The 18,621-nt window shown below is 34.1% G+C and carries 12 protein-coding genes and 2 pseudogenes; 3 read left to right on the forward strand and 11 right to left on the reverse strand.

Annotated features, from left to right (window positions below):
* Window positions 1-160: transposase (locus ESY88_RS18785; protein WP_147089840.1), on the forward strand; the 160-nt coding region annotated here is incomplete at its 5' end.
* Between the two features lie 362 nt (window positions 161-522).
* Here ESY88_RS18785 and ESY88_RS18790 read toward each other — a convergent pair.
* From ESY88_RS18790 to ESY88_RS18830, 9 genes are all read right to left on the reverse strand, one after another.
* Window positions 523-4,317: an nSTAND3 domain-containing NTPase gene (locus ESY88_RS18790; RefSeq protein WP_147088211.1), complete on the reverse strand. Its 3,795-nt coding sequence runs from the start codon at window positions 4,315-4,317 to the stop codon at window positions 523-525.
* A gap of 182 nt (window positions 4,318-4,499) precedes the next feature.
* Window positions 4,500-5,528 (reverse strand): hypothetical protein, encoded by a 1,029-nt coding sequence (locus ESY88_RS18795; protein WP_147088212.1) that lies wholly within the window; start codon window positions 5,526-5,528, stop codon window positions 4,500-4,502.
* Window positions 5,529-6,509: 981 nt separating this feature from the next.
* Window positions 6,510-7,205, reverse strand: coding sequence for a cyclase family protein (locus ESY88_RS18800; RefSeq protein ID WP_147088213.1), 696 nt, complete (start codon window positions 7,203-7,205; stop codon window positions 6,510-6,512).
* 391 nt (window positions 7,206-7,596) lie between these two features.
* Complete coding sequence (locus tag ESY88_RS18805) at window positions 7,597-8,109, reverse strand: GNAT family N-acetyltransferase (RefSeq protein ID WP_147088214.1); 513 nt, start codon at window positions 8,107-8,109, stop codon at window positions 7,597-7,599.
* A 152-nt stretch (window positions 8,110-8,261) separates the two neighbouring features.
* The gene (locus tag ESY88_RS18810) at window positions 8,262-8,693 is read right to left on the reverse strand and encodes a class IV adenylate cyclase (protein WP_223270895.1); all 432 of its coding nucleotides are present in this window, start codon (window positions 8,691-8,693) and stop codon (window positions 8,262-8,264) included.
* 320 nt (window positions 8,694-9,013) lie between these two features.
* Window positions 9,014-9,556: a hypothetical protein gene (locus ESY88_RS18815; RefSeq protein ID WP_147088215.1), complete on the reverse strand. Its 543-nt coding sequence runs from the start codon at window positions 9,554-9,556 to the stop codon at window positions 9,014-9,016.
* A gap of 885 nt (window positions 9,557-10,441) precedes the next feature.
* Window positions 10,442-11,131, reverse strand: coding sequence for a hypothetical protein (locus ESY88_RS18820; protein WP_147088216.1), 690 nt, complete (start codon window positions 11,129-11,131; stop codon window positions 10,442-10,444).
* 160 nt (window positions 11,132-11,291) lie between these two features.
* Window positions 11,292-13,061 (reverse strand): hypothetical protein, encoded by a 1,770-nt coding sequence (locus tag ESY88_RS18825; protein WP_147088217.1) that lies wholly within the window; start codon window positions 13,059-13,061, stop codon window positions 11,292-11,294.
* Window positions 13,062-13,255: 194 nt separating this feature from the next.
* Entirely contained in the window at window positions 13,256-14,503 is a 1,248-nt protein-coding gene (locus ESY88_RS18830; RefSeq protein WP_147088218.1) for a toll/interleukin-1 receptor domain-containing protein, read from the reverse strand.
* A gap of 591 nt (window positions 14,504-15,094) precedes the next feature.
* On the opposite strand from ESY88_RS18830, the pseudogene ESY88_RS18835 reads away from it, so the two are divergent.
* Both ESY88_RS18835 and ESY88_RS18840 read left to right on the forward strand, forming a co-directional pair.
* Window positions 15,095-15,709 (forward strand): annotated as a pseudogene (locus tag ESY88_RS18835) (tyrosine-type recombinase/integrase).
* Window positions 15,709-16,857: pseudogene (locus tag ESY88_RS18840) on the forward strand (IS91 family transposase). The pseudogenes ESY88_RS18835 and ESY88_RS18840 overlap by 1 nt, the downstream one beginning before the upstream one ends.
* Before the next feature lie 285 nt (window positions 16,858-17,142).
* On the opposite strand, the gene ESY88_RS18845 reads toward ESY88_RS18840, so the two are convergent.
* A complete protein-coding gene (locus ESY88_RS18845; RefSeq protein WP_189702656.1) occupies window positions 17,143-17,913 on the reverse strand; it encodes a PIN domain-containing protein in 771 nt (256 codons plus the stop codon).
* Window positions 17,870-18,520, reverse strand: coding sequence for a hypothetical protein (locus ESY88_RS18850; protein ID WP_147088220.1), 651 nt, complete (start codon window positions 18,518-18,520; stop codon window positions 17,870-17,872). The genes ESY88_RS18845 and ESY88_RS18850 overlap by 44 nt, the downstream gene beginning before the upstream one ends.
* Window positions 18,521-18,621 lie beyond the last annotated feature (101 nt).

Consider the following 18,621-nt stretch of genomic DNA (forward strand, 5'->3'; position numbering starts at 1 on the left):
TAATGCTAAACGGAATTTTACAGGAACGTACCATAAAATCAAGAAAAAATATCTGCAACTTTATCTAAACGAGTTTGTTTACAAGTTAAATCGAAGATATTTTGGTGAGCGAATCTTTGATAGACTAGTAATAGCAAGCATTACAGCTAATGGACACTAAACGGATATACAAAGTTCTAATGTCGTATTATCAACATATTCGTATTTTCCTTCGTAGTCTAAAAGACTTTCATATTCAGATTTTTCTTTTGTTGACGAACAACCAATAAGTAAAGGAATTATTAAAAGTATTTTCTTCATTTGAATTCTGTTTTTGGATAAGCAGGATTTTTTTTCAGCTTGCACATAACGGTTTGGCTATGCCCACTAAGGGGTTTCGAAGCTCCACCGTTTCAATTTATTACTAATTTCTATTCTTGCATTAACTCTCAACTTACCACTAAAACCCTTATTGGGTATAGCCTTTGTTGTGCCTTCGTGCTTTTACTCTTTTATTTCTTGTAGTCAAATTTATAAACTAAATTAATCTGTCCATCCGATAAAATCCCTTTTCATTTCTACTTGTTTATCTTGTCTTGCCCATTCAATTTCTTGCTCAAAGTTCTTTATATGTTCAGCATAGTCAAGCGGGTTCGGCAAAGTCTTAATCATCTCAATAATTGAATTACTAAAATTGATATGACCTTCGATTCTTGGGACACGGCTACCAGAAAAAGCACCATTCTTTTCTAACCAAAGACATTTCATAAACTCAATATCTTTGTTAAGCTGCAAAAATCCCTTTAAAAAACGTAACACTTGGTCATTGAAGCTGTATGTAACTACATTTAGAATGATATGAATATGTTGCTTTGAGCCATAGTGTTTAGAAATAAATCTACTGATGTAGGTGTAAACTTTTTCTAATTGCTTTTCGTCCAATTTTAATCCCTTAAATAACGCATTTGCCTGATGTTCAAAATTGGAAAAAATAGGAGCCTTTGCAATGATTATTTCGAGAGATTTATCAAGGATATCCACATATTCAGGTAGACCCCAAACAAAAGTCAGATTTGAACTATCGAATTTGAACTGAATAAAGGAAACGTCTTTTGTGACTTCGGTTAAATACTCAACTAAAAAGAAATGGTCTAATGATGAAACAGCAGCCATTTCTTTGCCATCATGGTCATAGTGAGGGTCTCGTTTTTTATGAAGATAGAATACCTGTTTTAGCAAACCAATTTTCTTGTTGAAATGATTGACACACTTTTCACAAGTTTGACGGTCAAATGTGATGTCAATGCTGTCTACTTTTGATAATAATATTTCCGTAATATAGGTTATAACATTTTCGTGATTTAGTGCTGATGGTGGTAAAAGCGATTTTGAAAGATGAAACTGCTTCTCAAATTTTATTTTCTTATCAAATTCGTAGATATAAAACCTATTGCTTACAGAAAAGAGAAAACCAATGAACTCTTGTAAATAGAATTCATCAATTGCATTTTCATCAATTGCATCAAAAAATATTTGTTTCCAAAACTGCTTTTGTTTGTATTCATATCTATTTATGTGCTTGTATAGCTCTTTATGTTTAACCAATTCTTTTCTTATTGGATATTGAATAACGCTTCCATAATTTAGCTCAAAAGAATGCTTGCCTAACATTATTAATTCAAGCGATTTGTAGTAAATTTTACTATCAGATTCAGCAAGAACCTGAAACAAAAGGCTTAAACTAGAGTCAATCCAAAATGTGTCTCTGCTTTTAGCGGCATCTTGATAAATTGAATCCAATCGGTTAAAAACCGTTTCTATAAAATTTATATCCTTGTCCGCAACAAAAGTTTTAATTTCCGCTTTCTTCTTTACGTCTCTTTCCTCAAACTTGAGTTTCTCATCGTCAAACTTTGAACTAAATATTTTTGCGATTCCCATTGAATCTGAGTTCAAAAACAAGTCCCAATCCATTAGAGGCTCAATATTGTGTTCTTTCAGTGTGTTAACATATTCATGGACCAGTTTGCAATGAGCATAGTTTTCGGGCTTCAAATTAGTCTGGAAAAAAGCTGTAATGTCGGATTGTTCGTCAGCGTAAATAGTAGAATCAAAACTTTTTACAGTCCAAGCATACTTATGCAGTGTAGCTAAAACTGTGGCTTCATTTTTTACAAACAAGCAGAACATCCTTTCCAAAACTATTTTCCTGAGTTCCATGAGAGAGTTGTTCTTCACTAAGGCGAAATTGTAAATCATCATTTGTCCGCCACTTTTTCCTTCCGTCTGATGAAACTCCCAACCGAGGTAGGAAGGAACAATTGAAAGAAATAATTTCTCCGCCATTGCTTTTTCTCTTTCAGAAAAAGAGTCCTTGTTCAGGACATTAAGCAATGTGAGTTGTCGAGGATAGCCATACCTGAAGTCATAGCGATGGAATGCGAGATGCTCTTTCAGGTGCTTTAGCACTTCAGGAACTTGCGAAGGTTGCTTGAACATCAATTTTAACCCCAACTCTATAGCTTCTTTCGTAAATGGAGTGTTGTGATTCCAAAAGTTGATTAGTAACCTCAAATATTCAGGAGCCAAAACGAAATCGTTTACTTCATACGTGTATTTGATGTCCTCAAGTTCTGTGTTTTCAATCTCTAAATTGTCTATCCATTTTCTGATAAACAAAAGAGTATCCATCTCTCTGTAGAACCAAAATATTTCATAGAACTTGAAAAGCTTGGCTTCGTCTGATTCAATCTGTTTATGAAAATTTGAAATCAAACTTGTTACTCGGTCTTTCAATTCGACAAATCCAAAAGTGTTGATTATGTCTATGAGTGTTTTGTTTATTTTTTTATCGTATTTAGCAATGAAATAATTCAACCAGTCAGAATAATTTATGGAAGCAGAATTTTCATCCACAAAGGTTTTATAGAAAACATAAGTTGCTAATACTTGGTCTGAAATCTTTGCTGCTTCATTGTGGAATATATCAACCAGTTCAACTTTTTCTAACTCAAGATAAGTTTCCCACAACTCATTCCAGTCAATGCCAAAATGCTTCGTTAAAATTTGTTTTATTTCCTCATTGCCTCTGTCCAATACCCCGAAAAAAGAGAGAATACCAAGTGCTTTAAGATTCTCGGGTTTATCTAAAAACAAAAGGTCAGTTTTCACTTTCTGAAAATACTGGTCATACAGAGTGAAAGCATCATTTAGAATACCGATGTCGTTATTTTTCAAAATGGATGAAACTGCCATTAAAGCAAGGCGACTATTGCCTTTAGATAGTGAGAGGATTCTCTCTAAAACCAAAGGATCTAACGAAATATCTTTGGGAAGTGATTTGTTTATTATTTCCGTTATCTGTTTGTCTTCAAGGGGCTTTACTATTAGTTCATTGTAAAGGGCATCAAGCAGATATTTGTTGAGGTCATTCCGTACATAATCCCTTACAGTAATTACAATTTTTGTAGTTCCCTTTTCTCTGCCATTTATAAACTGTAAAAGGTAATCCAGATTTGGTAACGCCTTGTTTGCGTCATCAAAAAAGATGAAATATTTATTTGATGGTAGGATAAAGTTGTTCAAATCCTCCCATAATGGAACAGGGCTGCTTGCAATAACACGTGGTTCATAGCTAAGTTCCCTTTCAAAAATTTCTGCTAAGTGAACAGCAAGTTTTGATTTACCTACTCCTTGACCTCCTGTAATTATCAGAATGTCATTTGAGAGTAAGGATTCTTTTGCTTGTTTGATTTCGACTTCTCGACCTGCAAACGGATTTATTAAAGATGGTTGTAAACCCTTTTCAGTTGTTTTAAGAAAGTCGGGCAAAGTGTAAAGCGTGCCTTTTGTTGTCGTTACTCCGGCTATGTATTTGTCCGCTAAACCCGGATAATAAACCAACCTGAAAGGAATTTCTTGGATGGAATAGATTATAAGTTCCGCTTTCGGATTATGTTTTTTAACTTTTCTCTGTAACTCTTTATGTTCATTTGGTTTTATTTTTTCAGTGAAAGCTAAAAGGACTTTTGATACTTTAGACTTGTCAACTTTGGTTTTTTTTACATCAAAACAATGGTCAACATCCTTTTTCAATTTTTTGAAAAAAGTCTCGCCTGTAGCAAGCCTTTCTTGGGTCGTGTATTCGCAGAAAATAAAATTATCCTCCTCCTCAAAGAAGCTGTCTGGGCTTCCTTTGCTTGTTTTATTTTTTCCGGTAACGGCCCCTGGTGAACTGATGAATTTATACCCTTCCAGATGCAAAAGGTGATTCATTAGTTTTTGAAATGTTGCTTGGTCAACACTTGAAAGATATTTTTCTATAATGGTTGTAACCATATTCTTTTATTATCGTATAATGTGTTTGTTCTGCATGAGGCACAACGTTTATGTTTAAGAATAGTTGCTGGTTTGTATGCGAGGATTTTCCGCAGGAAAATCAGACGTTACAAACACACAACGACCTTTGATTAAGCACATAACCGCAATTATTTTTATACGGTGTTGTGTGCAGTGTTTTCTCACTTTTCGTTTTTCAATCTACTTATTATTTCAATTATTCTATCTGGCAATTTTCCTTCGAAATATTCTAAAATTAATGGATTTCCAGTTAAAAAATGACTTGTTAATTCAACCCAATCCTTAATTTCAATTTCTCCATTCACTTTAAATAACTTTTGAGATAGAGTTTTTATTTGTGAACCAGTTTTGTCATTATGATTAAAATCCGTTTCACGCCTTTGTAAATATTCATTTTCTGTGTAAAAATGTATAGCTCCGTCAAAATGTCGAAATGTTCCAGTTAGTTTGTCAAATTCTGCGTGAATATATTTGGCAGGATAATATTCAATTCCGTTTTTGATTATTTTTTCGGTTTCTTGTTTGAATTCCTCTGCTTGAAAAACTTTGATATTCTCTTTAGTGTACCATTTAATATTAAGTGAATGAACATCGTTGAAAAACAATTTAATATCAAATTTTTCTAAATCTAAAGGTGGCGTTAACTTAACTATTCCATCTTCTATATCCGAAATATTTTCTTCAAATTTTGCTCCATACCAAGTGTCCAATTCTATTAACATTCGGTTGTCAACATTTATTCTCACTCTATCAAAATCTAAACTTATGTATTTATCATTTTTGGATGAACTATAATTCCAATAAAGTTCAATAAATCTCGGTGCAAAAGCGTTTTTTTCGTAATGACCTCTTCTAAAATAAGAATTAGCCATTGCCATAAACATATCAGATATTAAATATCCGGAAGCAAATCGTTGTTTTTTGAATTCCTTTTCCAAAACGTCAAAAGATACTAATTCCTCTTTATCTACTTGAATTTTGTTATTTAGTAAGTTGACCAAGTTTGGATAATTCGCAACAATTCCTATTGTAGGAATATATTCAATATTTTTTTCTGAAATTATAATTTTTTTCTTTTTGCAATACTGCAAGAAATTTTTAATAAGTTCTGAATTTTCCGCCAATTCCTTTTCTTGTTCTTCAATCAAGAATTTCCTGTATTTCTCTATTCTTTCTTCTCTTTCTGTCAATTTTCAGGCGGTTTTTACATTGCACACAACGTGTGGTGATCGAGTAGACAAGGGGAGTTTCACCCCAAGCCTCTCACAGAACCGTGCTTGAAAGTCTCCCCTCACACGGCTCTTCTAATTTAATTTACAAATATAAGCTCATCCTTTTGCAAGTTGGCAAATCGTAAATATAATTAGCCCATCCCTTCGCTCCACTTCCATTACAGTCCCGATAGCTATCGGGATCATCACTACTACGAATGAGTCTGCCACTGCATACAGCATTGGTATTCTGCCTTTAGGTTGTGCCTATTGTACATTTCCCTTAACATTTGTATGCAGCTTCCCAAGTTCCGTAAATAAGCCCAAATAAAGTTCTTGCCATCTGAATGACGCCAGCCTTACAGAACATAAATAGGCACTCTCTGTAATTAATGTTATCTCTAACATTACTTTTCACTCCGTACAGCCATTCACGCCAGCTGGCTCGTTCGCTAAAAATGTCCGGAGGACATGTTCTTTACGCTCCGCCCTGTAGCTTTTGACTGGAGGCAGCAACTTCTCGACACCTCATCAATGGTTCTCCGCCTCAGGCGGATCAACTCCCCTGCCTGCCGGCAGGCAGGTTTATTCATACCTGCTAATCTCTTGGACTAGATTCTCCTAAACGCTCAGTACCAAGACTATTAATCAAAGCACCTTTAGGTGGTTTAGAGCCATCGCCTATACGACGACTCTGATGGACCTACCATCATCTTATCTACAGCATGCAGCCAGTTTAATGCCGTGACTGCTTCTTGGCACACTATGAAACGTAGCGTGTAAAAAGACGCTATCGTTTCGAATTATACACGAGCCGAATTTTTAAATTTTTCTTTTTATCTTTATTTTACTAAAAGCCAAATTTAAAAATTTGGCGGTCTTCGAAAAGACACAAAAACCATTTGGAAAGCCTATAATAGCTATGTTTTATATACATTGTTGCCCACAGTTTTTTCCGCTTTACTTTTCAAATATAGCAACAGCTCGAACTGGCGAACCTGTTCCTCCTTTAATTTTTAATGGAAAACCTATAAATCTAAATCTTCCTCTTCCAATCAATAAATTCAGGTTTATCATATTCTCGTAATGTGTAAAATTCAATTCTCCACAAATATGGTGAACCTCTTTATTTGAAATTCCAGGAACTCCAGGTGACATAGTTTCAACTCCAAAAGCAGATATTTCTTTTTCTCCTAACCATCGAGCAGTTTTTGTCGAAATTCCCGGACCATTTGACCAGTCTTTTCCGTTAAAACACTTTCTATAATGGTCTGTATAAATTAATACTGTATCTCCTTTTTCTATTTTTAAACCAGTTTTTTCACAAGCATCTTCGATTTCGTTTGGTTCAATTAATTCTTTAAGTTTTTTATGAGAAAAATCTAAACAAATTCCTTCTGTGTAAAACATCGATAAAGGCATTTTGTCAATTGATTTACCCTTATATTGAATTGCCATATGATTTATAGCGTCAACGTGCGTTCCCGTATGTTCTCCTAATTCTAATTTGTGAACAGCAGGCGTTTTAGTTTCGGGATTTTTTATTCCATTCCATTCTTCGTGAGAATTATGAACTGTCATTTTTACTTGCGGAAGGTCTTTATAAACTGGCATTCCTTCGTAGATTTCTTGACTTAAATCAATAATTTCTGTCATTCAGTATCGTGGTTTTTTAAATTGTGGGCAACGGTAAGGTTATGACAAGTAGGGCGGATGATAAGCGATTACTTTCCGCCATGCACTTAGCAAAACCTTTGGGTTTTGTTTTTTCTTTTTTTTCTGGACAAAGCAAAATCTCAAAGATTTTGCGGACTTTGCAAATACGCCCAAGCCTTTAAATATAGCACTTTCTGCCCTATTTGTTATAGCCATTGTTGTCATTAGTAGCTACCGCAAGAGTAAGTACGTTCCGCTTAGGCTAATAAATTATTTTTCTATTTTTCCATGACCGAGTAAAGTCCTTCGCATCAGTTGCGTTTGAGTGAAGTCCATTTACTTAATACTTATCAAAAATGAGGCCCTAATTATTTGTTATGGTGGCGTTTTTTTACCATGGCAACCCGTTTAATTCAATTTTATCAGCACATATTTTTTCATCTCTAGTCAAAAGCATTGTACTTGCTCCCCACAATTTTACTCCGCTTGATTGTTCAAAATAAACGGGGCAATCAATTTTGTACCAGTTGAATTTTTCATAAAAAGGAATTAAAGCATCGGCACAAAGTAAAAGACCCATTTCACAGCTTAAACTTGTAAAAATTAGATTTTCTATTTCTCTTAAAACTATTGAAGCATAACCCATACCGCGAAATTCTTTTGGGGTCATAACGTTGTTTAGACCTGCAATTTTAATTTTTTTATTATCAATACTAATTTCTCTTAGAACAATATTATAGAAAGTAACTATTTGTTCATTATCGTAAAATATTATTGTTAAATTGGGTGTTTCCCATTCGGTTTCTTTAACAATAGGAATGTGTCCAAATTCATCTTCGATATACGAGCTTAATTGATTCCTTAACTTTTCTGACAATTCAGTATATTTCTTTATTTCAATCATTTCTGCATAGTTAGCTCAAAGACTAATTTTTGGTTAGGCTTTTAAACCTAATTCTTAAATCGTGTTTTTTTTCAGTTCTACAGTTAAGTCGCTATAAGACTTGTCAACTAAATTATTTTGGTTAACTCAAAAAAGTTGAAATACTTGTCGCATTATTCTTGCAGTTCTTCAATTGTAAATTCATCTTTACTGTCTATTGCCTCCACCTCTAAAAATGTTCCTAAATTCTCCACAAGGTCAAAGTGAAATTTAATATTATCAATAAAATATATTTTTCGTTTTTTATCAACTATAACTTTTACTCCAAGTTGTCTTTTTAGTATATTTTTCAAAGCAACATTTGGTTCGTGTTGATATAAAATTATTGTAGATTCTTTTGAACCTGAAATATTCTCTCTGTCATAATTTATTAACGAGTTTTCAATATTCCCTTCTCTTAATTTTAGTCTTCCTAATTCCGTGTTGAAATATGTGTCAATTTGATGGTCTGTTCCTTGAAATTTTGGATTTAGCGTAAGTAGTTTGTTTTCATATTCTTCAAGTTCACTTACTTTCGCCTTAAATTCAAAATTCTTAATATTCATTTCTACTTAGTTTTCTGTTAGTTGGATTTTTTTTGCTATTAATGACAACGTTCTTGTATATAACTATTAGCGTGGAATTTAGCGATAATTTTTCGGTTAAGCACGAGCCGAATTTTTTAATTTTCTTATTATCTTTTTTCTCAATAAGCCAAATTAAAAAATTTGGTGGACTTGCAAATATGCCTTAACTACGATTAAGCAACTAACTAGCTATGAGATATATACGGTGTTAGCAACTGGCTTTTCTTGCTAGCTGTTTGTTCAAACTCCCTATCCTCGCTATTAATTTTGAACTATCTTACTTTATTAGCAAAAAGTATTCATTCACTTATAATTACCTCAATCTCCTCTTGTATTGTTATTTCTGTACTAATAATATCAAACATCATTATTTTTAAAATTTCCTTTTTATCAATCCCAGTATCGTTTAGATTTGAGTAAACTAAGTTCATCACATAGTTGCTTTTTGCTTTCAATATTTCCTTTTCCTCTTCAATATTCGCTAAACTAGAGATTTTATCATATTCCATTAATTCAATTTTTGAATTAGAAATAGCTTTCCAAGAACTTATTTTGATTGAAGGAATACTAACCCCATTGACTTTCATCAGAATATCTAATATCGATATTTTGTCATCTTTTTTATAAAAATCAAGAGTGTCAATCAATGTCTCTTGAAGGGCAAATTTTTCAATTATATCATTATTAGTTTCGGTTAATTCTTTATTAATTGATGCTGATATTCGATTAATATAATTTTTATCTTTTCTATCTTCATTCCAATTATTGATGTATATAGCAATTAGAATTCCAATTATTATCGGAACTATTTCTTTAAAAAATGCTTTGATATTCTTTTTCATTTAATTTTCGTTATTTGTTTTCAGCTTGTTGCTAACGGTTCGTGATCGAGTAGACAAGGGGAGTTTCACCCCAAGCCTCTCACAGAACCGTGCTTGAAAGTCTCCCCTCACACGGCTCTTCTAATTTAATTTACAAATATAAGCTCATCCTTTTGCAAGTTGGCAAATCGTAAATATAATTAGCCCATCCCTTCGCTCCACTTCCATTACAGAAACTTCATCACTACTACGAATGAGTCTGCCACTGCATACAGCATTGGTATTCTGCCTTTAGGTTGTGCCTATTGTACATTTCCCTTAACATTCGTATGCAGCTTCCCAAGTTCCGTAAATAAGCCCAAATAAAGTTCTTGCCACCTGAATGACGCCAGCCTTGCAGAAAATAAATAGGCACTCTCTGTAATTAATGTTATCTCTAACATTACTTCTCACTCCGTACAGCCATTCACGCCAGCTGGCTCGTTCGCTAAAAATGTCCGGAGGACATGTTCTTTACGCTCCGCCCTGTAGCTTTTGACTGGAGGCAGCAACTTCTCGACACCTCATCAATGGTTCTCCGCCTCAGGCGGATCAACTCCCCTGCCTGCCGGCAGGCAGGTTTATTCATACCTGCTAACCTCTTGGACTAGATTCTCCTAAACGCTCAGTACCAAGACTATTAATCAAAGCACCTTTAGGTGGTTTAGAGCCATCGCCTATACAACGACTCTGATGGACCTACCATCATCTTATTTACAGCATTCAACCTTTTATTGCCATGGCTGATTCTTGGCACACTATGATTAGTTACGTGGTTAGACACTAAAGTTAGCACATAAATACTGAATAGAAAATTCGCTAGGGTTTTTACAAGTAATTCATAACCAAATAACAACCATGCACGGCTTAGTGATTGCTTTTTTTATTTCGTAATTCAGTTATTTTCCACAATTTATAATCCAATTTGTACATAGATTTAAATGCCAAACATATTTCCTCAATCATTTTGCCAAAATCCTCTTCAGGTTTCCATTGAACTTTAAAAAATCCAATATCAATATCATTATGCTTTTCTGTATATGATAAGAAATACTTTCTGAACATTAAAAACATCGTGTCTTTATAATTTTGAAATAATTCGGGGTATTTTCTTTGAACATCGATAGAAAAAAATGAATTTTCCTCGTATTCAAATCCGCTGAATTTTTTTAGTTCAAAAAGTTCCGACCAAAAATCATCTCTCATATTTTTTAGATTTTCAGCGTGAAGGAAAGAAGTTCTTAAATAGATTCCTTCTAAATCAGTCGCTAAATAATAAGTTCCGTTTGTTTTTATCGATTTAATTATTAAAGATGGCCCATATAAATTGAGGTGCATTTTACTTGTGTCAAAATCATCTTTAAAATTGCCGTATCTTATCGCTAAATCAGCAATTTTCCCAAGTACGGCGGAAGTTTCGTAAGTCACATTTGTAAATTCTTCTTCACTCTGAATTTCCTCTGTAAATATGGATGCTCTTTGCTGATTAAGAATTTCAGTCCAAAGGTCGAATTCTTTACAATTTTCTATAATTATCTTATTTAAACGAATATTCATTAAATTTCTTAAATATGTGGCAACGGATTTGAGTGCTATTAATTGCGCTTTCTCAAAGCATTAATTTATTAATAAAACCGGATAGAAAATCTGCAAGGATTTTCTCAAGCAGTAGATAACCAAGCAATTAACAATACGCGGCTTTTTTAGGTGCAGTATTTTATTTCTCTTGTTCAATTACATTCCATTTTCTAATAATACTCAAAATAAGATGTAGATTGTCCACGCAAGCAAAGATCATTTGATAACCTTGAATGATACTCGGCTTGTTTCTATCTATTAGAATCAACTTGAATGAATTTTCAATTTCACTACTTGGCAAATGAGCATCTCCATGTCTTAATTCATAAACACCTACAAAAGAGCTTAATATTTTTCGAGCGTCTTCTTTTGGGATTTTAATAGCCAAAAGATTTTCAACGGTTTTTAAAGAACCCCATTTCGTTTTTTTAGGTGGAGTTGCTATTTTCTGAAGTGATTCAATATCAATGTCATCGACAATTATTCTAGCAATGTCTTTTGCAAGAGAGAATAGTCCTTTATCATCAACTGCTCTAAATCGACTTATAGAATTAATAATTTCGTTAATAGAATGATGTCCTCTGAAAAAATCAATATTTAAGTTTTGTTTTGATGCCTCATTTATTTGATTTATTACTTTTTCAATAAAGTCTTCTGGAGCTAAAGTTGAAGCTGGTACAGCTTTTACTTGAGAATCATACAATTCTTTAGATATTCCACCTTCTGGAGAAATGTTATGACCTACCCAAATTTGTTGTTGCCAAATTGGTAAATTACCAACGTCTTTTGCATAAACTGTTATTAGACCTAAATCATTCATTCCAAAATGAACTCCAAATGATGGAGCACAGGAAATACTGCCAGTGTTTTTTGAATACCAACTTAAAAACCCACCTCTTTTTAATATTAGTGATGAAACTAATTCAGGGCTAAACCAAAGCCATTTACCTCCTTTCTTTAATTCTTCTCCACTTTCTTTGTTTCCTTCTGCATCAACAATATAAAACATGTCAATTTGTTGTTCTTCTCCCAAAACAACAGGGCTTGATTTAGCTGGATTAATCCATTCGTATTTCCAAAATTCTGCTATAATTCGATACAACTTTTTCCCTTTGAAACTTTTTTCATGAAATTCAGATTTTATATTCGAATCTGTAGGAAAAGAGGTCATATCAGGTATATCTTCTGCTTCATCTACGTCTGTTCGACTTGCATGAGAAATTGCTATTTTTTCTCCAAAAGAAAAACCGCCTTCATGAATTTCTAGAACTCTACATTCCCAAACATCCTTTCCTTCTTTCGTGCTTTTAGAATCACCACGCCATGATAGTATTTCTCTATTGGAAAAAATTTCGTCTCTGCAGAAATATGAAGTTATATACAAACCACAATTTCTAGCACACAAATAATCCTTAAGAAATTGATTTTTGATTTGAATTAATATTGGACTTCCTTCTTTATTTCTTTCCAGTTTTGCAACTTCAACATAACCTCTTCTTGGACAAACCCAAATATCTTTTTCTCTTTTTAATCCTAGATTAATAACTAAATCTTGATGAAGATGCCATTCATTATTGTCATAATTGTTATCAAAATTTTGATTTAAAACTAAATGTATTCCTTGAAAATCGGAGTTTTCAAACATTTCTGATTGCGAATACTCACCATATAAATAATTGAAACTATGCGCATGATTTATTCCAACATCCATCCAATCTAAATCTTTAGTCATTGGTTTTTTACTTACAGGAAGCATTAATGTTCCATGACCAATAAAATCGTCGATATATCCAACTTCACCAAATTCAATATTGTTACGAATTGATTTGTCCGAACGAAGAGGAATCCAAACGGATTTGTCTAATTTCCGTTTTTTCAAATCTTTCATTTCAAACCATAGTTGATTCATTTGTTCTATTTTAGCATGCTGGCTGGTTGGGCTGGGCGGATTCAAGGTGCTTACGCACAACGCCCCCGTGTAAGCTTAGTTGCGTTATCTCTGGGCACTAATTTAGTAATAAAAACGGACTTTGGTGCCAGCGAGGTTTTTCAAAGATTGTAGGTAGTAGCAATTAAGTATACTCGATGTTGCCAGTAGTAGTTTTACCTTTCATTTAATCTTCGAAGACTTTCAACTTGTCTTTGCTCATAATCTAATTGCATTTCAAAATCGTCAGGCCATTCTTTTCTTCCGTTCGTTCTAATAATTATGAATTTTCCCTGTTCAATATCAATTGGGTTATGTTTTTTAAGTTTTACAATAGCATTTTTATGTCTATCAATGTAATCGAGTTGCATTTCAAAATCATCAGGCCATTCTTTTTGACTTTTTGATTTTATTATGTCATCCTGATTATCATAAAAATTAAGTTCTAAGTTTTCTTCAGTTTGTTTAGTCCTCTTAGGTTTTTCATTGACTGTAGAGTATACTACAGTTTCTAAAAGTACTTTTAAATCCTTTAAAGAATTATCTCGTTTGCGTTCCCAAACTGAATTATTAATTGGCTTTAAATCCAAAAAATCTTCAATTACGTTTTTTAGACTATTATATTTTGCTTTTTCATTTATTTTCATTCCATTGGTTGTCGGAATTACACCTTTAACATCACTATAATCGAAAGGTGGTATTAAAACTGGAATATGATTATTTGTCTTTACCCAAGTTGCACCCATTTCGCATAGACTTACTACACTAGAATAAAAATTTTCAGATAAAATAAAAACAACTAAGACATTGCTATTCAGTCTTTTTCTTATGTCCTCAAGGAAATCATTTCCTAACCTCACTCCGTATCCTTCAAAGGATGAACAAAATATTTTATCGCTTGGAACTCCAATGGCTTCAAAAATATCAATTAATTTCTCCACGTATTTCGAATCTAAACTGGAATGACTAATAAAAATTTCTTTCATTTCTTTTTTTCGATTTAAAGTATCGTGTTCAGTAGTTGATTCTGAATAATACTCTACTGTTTTCATAAATTTTGTCTTTCTCTTTAATAGATTAAGAACAACCAATTTTTTCTTGGTTTGATTTAATGTATGGACATATTTATTTTTAACCACATCAACTTTTTCGCCAGCGAAAGCGTTAACTATTGGTTTGAAATCAATTCTATTAGTACCCTCAAATTTCGTCAAAAACTCATTTTCAAAAATCGTAGCTAATCTAATTTTTAAAAACTCTTGAACCTCTTCTGTCCAATAAATAAATTCTCGTTCTAGTGATTCGAGATTGTCGGGATTAACAGGTAATAGTTTAAATTTTTTATGTAAATCTTTACCCTCTTGAATATAATTTTCAAGTTCTTTAATAAATTCATTTCTCGGGAAGTCTATTTCTATCTCCAAATTTGTTTTTTTCTATTACTGGCGACGGTTTTATTATAAGAATAGTAAGGCGGAAAAAAGACGACTACCATTCGGTAAAACACAAGCCGAATTTTTAATTTTTTCTTATTATTTTTTCTTTACTAATAATCCAAATTTAAAAATTTGGCGACTTCGCAAAAGTGCCTTTGCCATTGGGTTAAGCACTCATTGCCCTATTATTATTATACTTTGTTGAACTAATCCTCGTACCTCGGAAGCTTTTTAGCTAGTTATAAAAATACATTAACTTAGTGACTCACAAAAACCTTAAGAAGATGTATTTAAAAAAAAGCAAAGACCATTTTAGAAACGGCCCTTGAACAGGTGCCCGAATTTAGAGAACTAACAGTTGCCCTAGAAAAAAGTTTTGCCATAAACGGTAAGGCAACCACCACCTTAAACAACTACCTGCGCTGCCTTGCCCATCTAACGATCTATTTTGAAAGCAGCCCCGAGAACCTTACAGAAGAGCAGATCAACGACTATCTCTTTTATTGCCAAAACCTTCACAGGACGCCATCAGAAAGTTTTTTTAAGCACACCATTTATGGGCTTCGGGCCACTTATAAGGTGTTGGGGCTTGATAAAAAACGTATCCGGCTTCCACAGATAAAAAGGCAAAACAGCCTTCCTGTCCTTTTGAACAAACAAGAAGTTCGCGAGCTGTTGAATGCTCCAAAAGACCTGAAGCACCGTTTGATTCTTGCCATGCTCTACGGTTGTGGACTGCGCAGTTATGAGCTCTGTGACCTGTTGCAATCGGATCTGGATTTTGACCGCAGAACTGTGCTGATAAAAAAGAAAAAGGGAAAAACAGACCGCTATGTTCCTCTTAGCGCTCACCTTGTTCGAGGCCTGAAAAAGTATTTTGATACCGAACATCCCATAAAATACGTTTTCAACAGTTAGGTCACAAACGACGGTGCCGCACAGGCTCTTACCACAGGGGCCATCCAGTGGGTCATTAAAGAAAGTCGTTCAAAAGTTAACACGCAGAAGAAGTTTACGGCCCATACGCTTCGTCATTCCTATGCCACCCATCTGCTCGAGGACGGGCTGAATATAATGAGCCTGAAAGAGCTGTTGGGGCATGCCCGTATTGAGACCACCATCATGTACCTTCAGGTCTGCAGCTCCGAGAGCTCGGTCAAGTTCAGTCCGTTGGACACCTTGTTCAAAAGCTAATGCATCCCAAACATAGAGTGGCAGATGTGTTGAATCTGGAAGTGGGCCATCTGCAGAAAATAGCGCATACCAGTTGGAATGAACGGGCCCTACATGCGATCAGAAAATACCGCACCAAGGCTCTTGGCGGACGTTTGGACTGGTGCATGAACTGCAGGAAGTTGCACTTACAGTTCAATTCCTGCCGTAACCGGCACTGTCCCACATGCCAGGGACATAAGCAGCATCAGTGGATTGAGGCCAGGAGGAGAGAACTTCTTCCGGTGCCTTATTTTCATGTGGTCTTTACACTTCCCGATACACTAAACCCTGTTGCAATGCGCCATCCCAAAGAACTCTACAGGATATTGTTTGATAGCGTCTGAGAAACATTATGTGCCTTTGGGAACAATCCCAAACATCTGGGAGCCAAACTAGGGATGATCGCCGTACTGCACTCCTGGGGGCAGAACCTGGGCCTGCATCCCCATCTGCACTGTATCGTTCCCAAGGGCGGTGTCTCAAAAGCGGGATTTTGGAAAAAGGGAACGGGAAAGGATGATTTTCTGTTCTCGGTAAAGGCAATGAGCTTCAAGTTCCGGGGCCTGTTTGCATCCAAGTTACGAAAGGCACTTCCCCATTTGCCAAAAAGTCTATATGATGACTTGTTCAGGCATAATTGGGTGGTCTATTCCAAACCTCCCTTTGGCAGACCAGAGCACGTCATTGAATATTTGGGAAGGTACACGCACAAGATAGCCATCAGCAACCATCGCATCCTGTCAATAGACAAAGAGAACGGGACGGTTGCATTCAGTCTAAAGGTGTACAGGAAAGGCGGGAAGAAAACAATGATAACACTGGACACAAAAGAGTTTATACGGCGTTTTCAGCTCCATATCCTGCCCAAGGGATTTACACGTATTCGCCATTATGGATTTTTGAGCAGTAGTTGGAAAAAAGAGAGATTACCACTTCTACAGCTTCAGTTGGCAGACGTGGGCCTCAAACATATAGAACCTCCTGTCGCAGAAGAAAAGTCATTGCACCACTGTTGTCCAAGTTGTAAAAAGAAGACCCTGGTCACCTTGTTGACTTTTGGCAGTCGCGGCCCACCAAAGAACTATGAACAAATCATAAACCGTAAACTGCTGAAGTACAATGCTTAAAATGGCTCAAAAAGAGCCCTGGCATACTGATGCCTAAAACGAAAAAAAAAGACAAAAAATAGATGATCTCTACAGTCAACAACGGAAATCACTGCGGAAAAAACTTTTTTGGGCAGCATTCTAAAATCAAGAGTGCTATAAAGTGCAGTAAAACGTCGTTCTAATTCTCCAAGGCTCACTGCAAACTTCTCGAATTACCCCTTATTTACAAAGTCCGGATCAGTCAACATAGCATATAGCGCTGGCCTATCGGCGCGCCATATGCTTAGTTATTAGCTGTAGTTATTATACTATATTTTTACTTTTTAAAATTCCGAAAGCTATTTTAAAATTTGAAAAATATTCAATGTTATTAATTGTAGCTTCATTACTAATTTCTGTCACAAATTCTTTTTTGTTTTCATTGGCGTAATCGGATACATTGCTTGATATAAAATAATAAGGGTAACTTTTATCTGTATTGGTATTTCTAATTTCTAAGCAAGTAGCCCATATGTAGCAATCTTTATATTCTCCTTTTTTTTGTGCAGGCGGAATTTTATTCATAGTCCGAAAATGGGCAAACTCTTTGAAAGTGTCATCTTCTTCAACAAAAATCGTATTACTTATTATTGCGTGTGTAATTTGGCACAAAAGCTCTTCTATTTTATAAATTGATAAATCTATATCTGAAATTGTTTGAGATGTTAAATTCACTTTATTTATAAATCCAATAAATTTATTATGGGATTTTGATAGTTTTTTACTTTCAGATTCTAATCTCTTTGACCAATTTTCTATATGATTGTTAAATTCAGTTATGCACAATTCCGATGATAAACTAATTATATCGTTAGACACAATTTTATCCTTTATTTCAATAACCTTACTTAATGTATCTACTTTATTATTTCTATCTGGTAAAGGAAGTCTAACAATGTCTAAAAGAGAACAAGTGTCCCAAAAAAGCACAGGTTTTTTATGTATGTCAATTAAATTTATGACTTCACTTTTATTCTTTTTTTGGGCGTTATTAATTATTAACATAGTGCTCAAGTATAGAAATGCCGTACTCATAATCAATAACTATTTTTGACACTAATTCATCATCATTCCAATCACACGCTTCAAACAACCACCTTTGTAACAAATCAGGTGTTAATTTTGATTTTTCTTTAAAAGAAATGCATAAAAAATTAGCCCATCTCTCAAAATCCATAGGATGTGTGTTTCCAGTAGAATGATTACAAGACTTTTCCCATTTTTTCAGAGATTCAAAAACTGTTGTACCAGCTATAATTTCGATGTTAAATTTACCTTCTGAAATAGTCAAAGAAGAGTCTGCTCCAATTGTTATTGGTTTTATACATTTTTCGTAGAATTCATCCAATATTCCATTGTACTCATCGAAGGACAATGACCCTGATTTTGTCGGCACTATATTATTTACTTTCAGTTCATTTTCCCATATGACAAACCAAACATAACCTTTGACGCCATTTATCTCTGGTGACTCAAAACAGCTTATTTGTTCTTTTGGTTTACTGACATTTTTTGAATAATCAGAAGCCAATTCTTCTAAGAATATCCATTCTGGTGGCGAACTTAAAATAACTTTATTAAGTATATCTTCTAATTCGGTTTGGGAATTATTTTTTATTATTAAATCTTTAAATGTTTTCATTTCGATAAATTTTCATTTTCTTTTTTGTTAATTACAGCTAACAGACTATATCCTAACAAATATATACTTTTATCTGACAATTGAAATGGACAAACAAATAA

Origin of the sequence: Subsaximicrobium wynnwilliamsii, from assembly GCF_007997225.1 — a bacterium.
GTDB classification, from domain to species: domain Bacteria; phylum Bacteroidota; class Bacteroidia; order Flavobacteriales; family Flavobacteriaceae; genus Psychroserpens; species Psychroserpens wynnwilliamsii.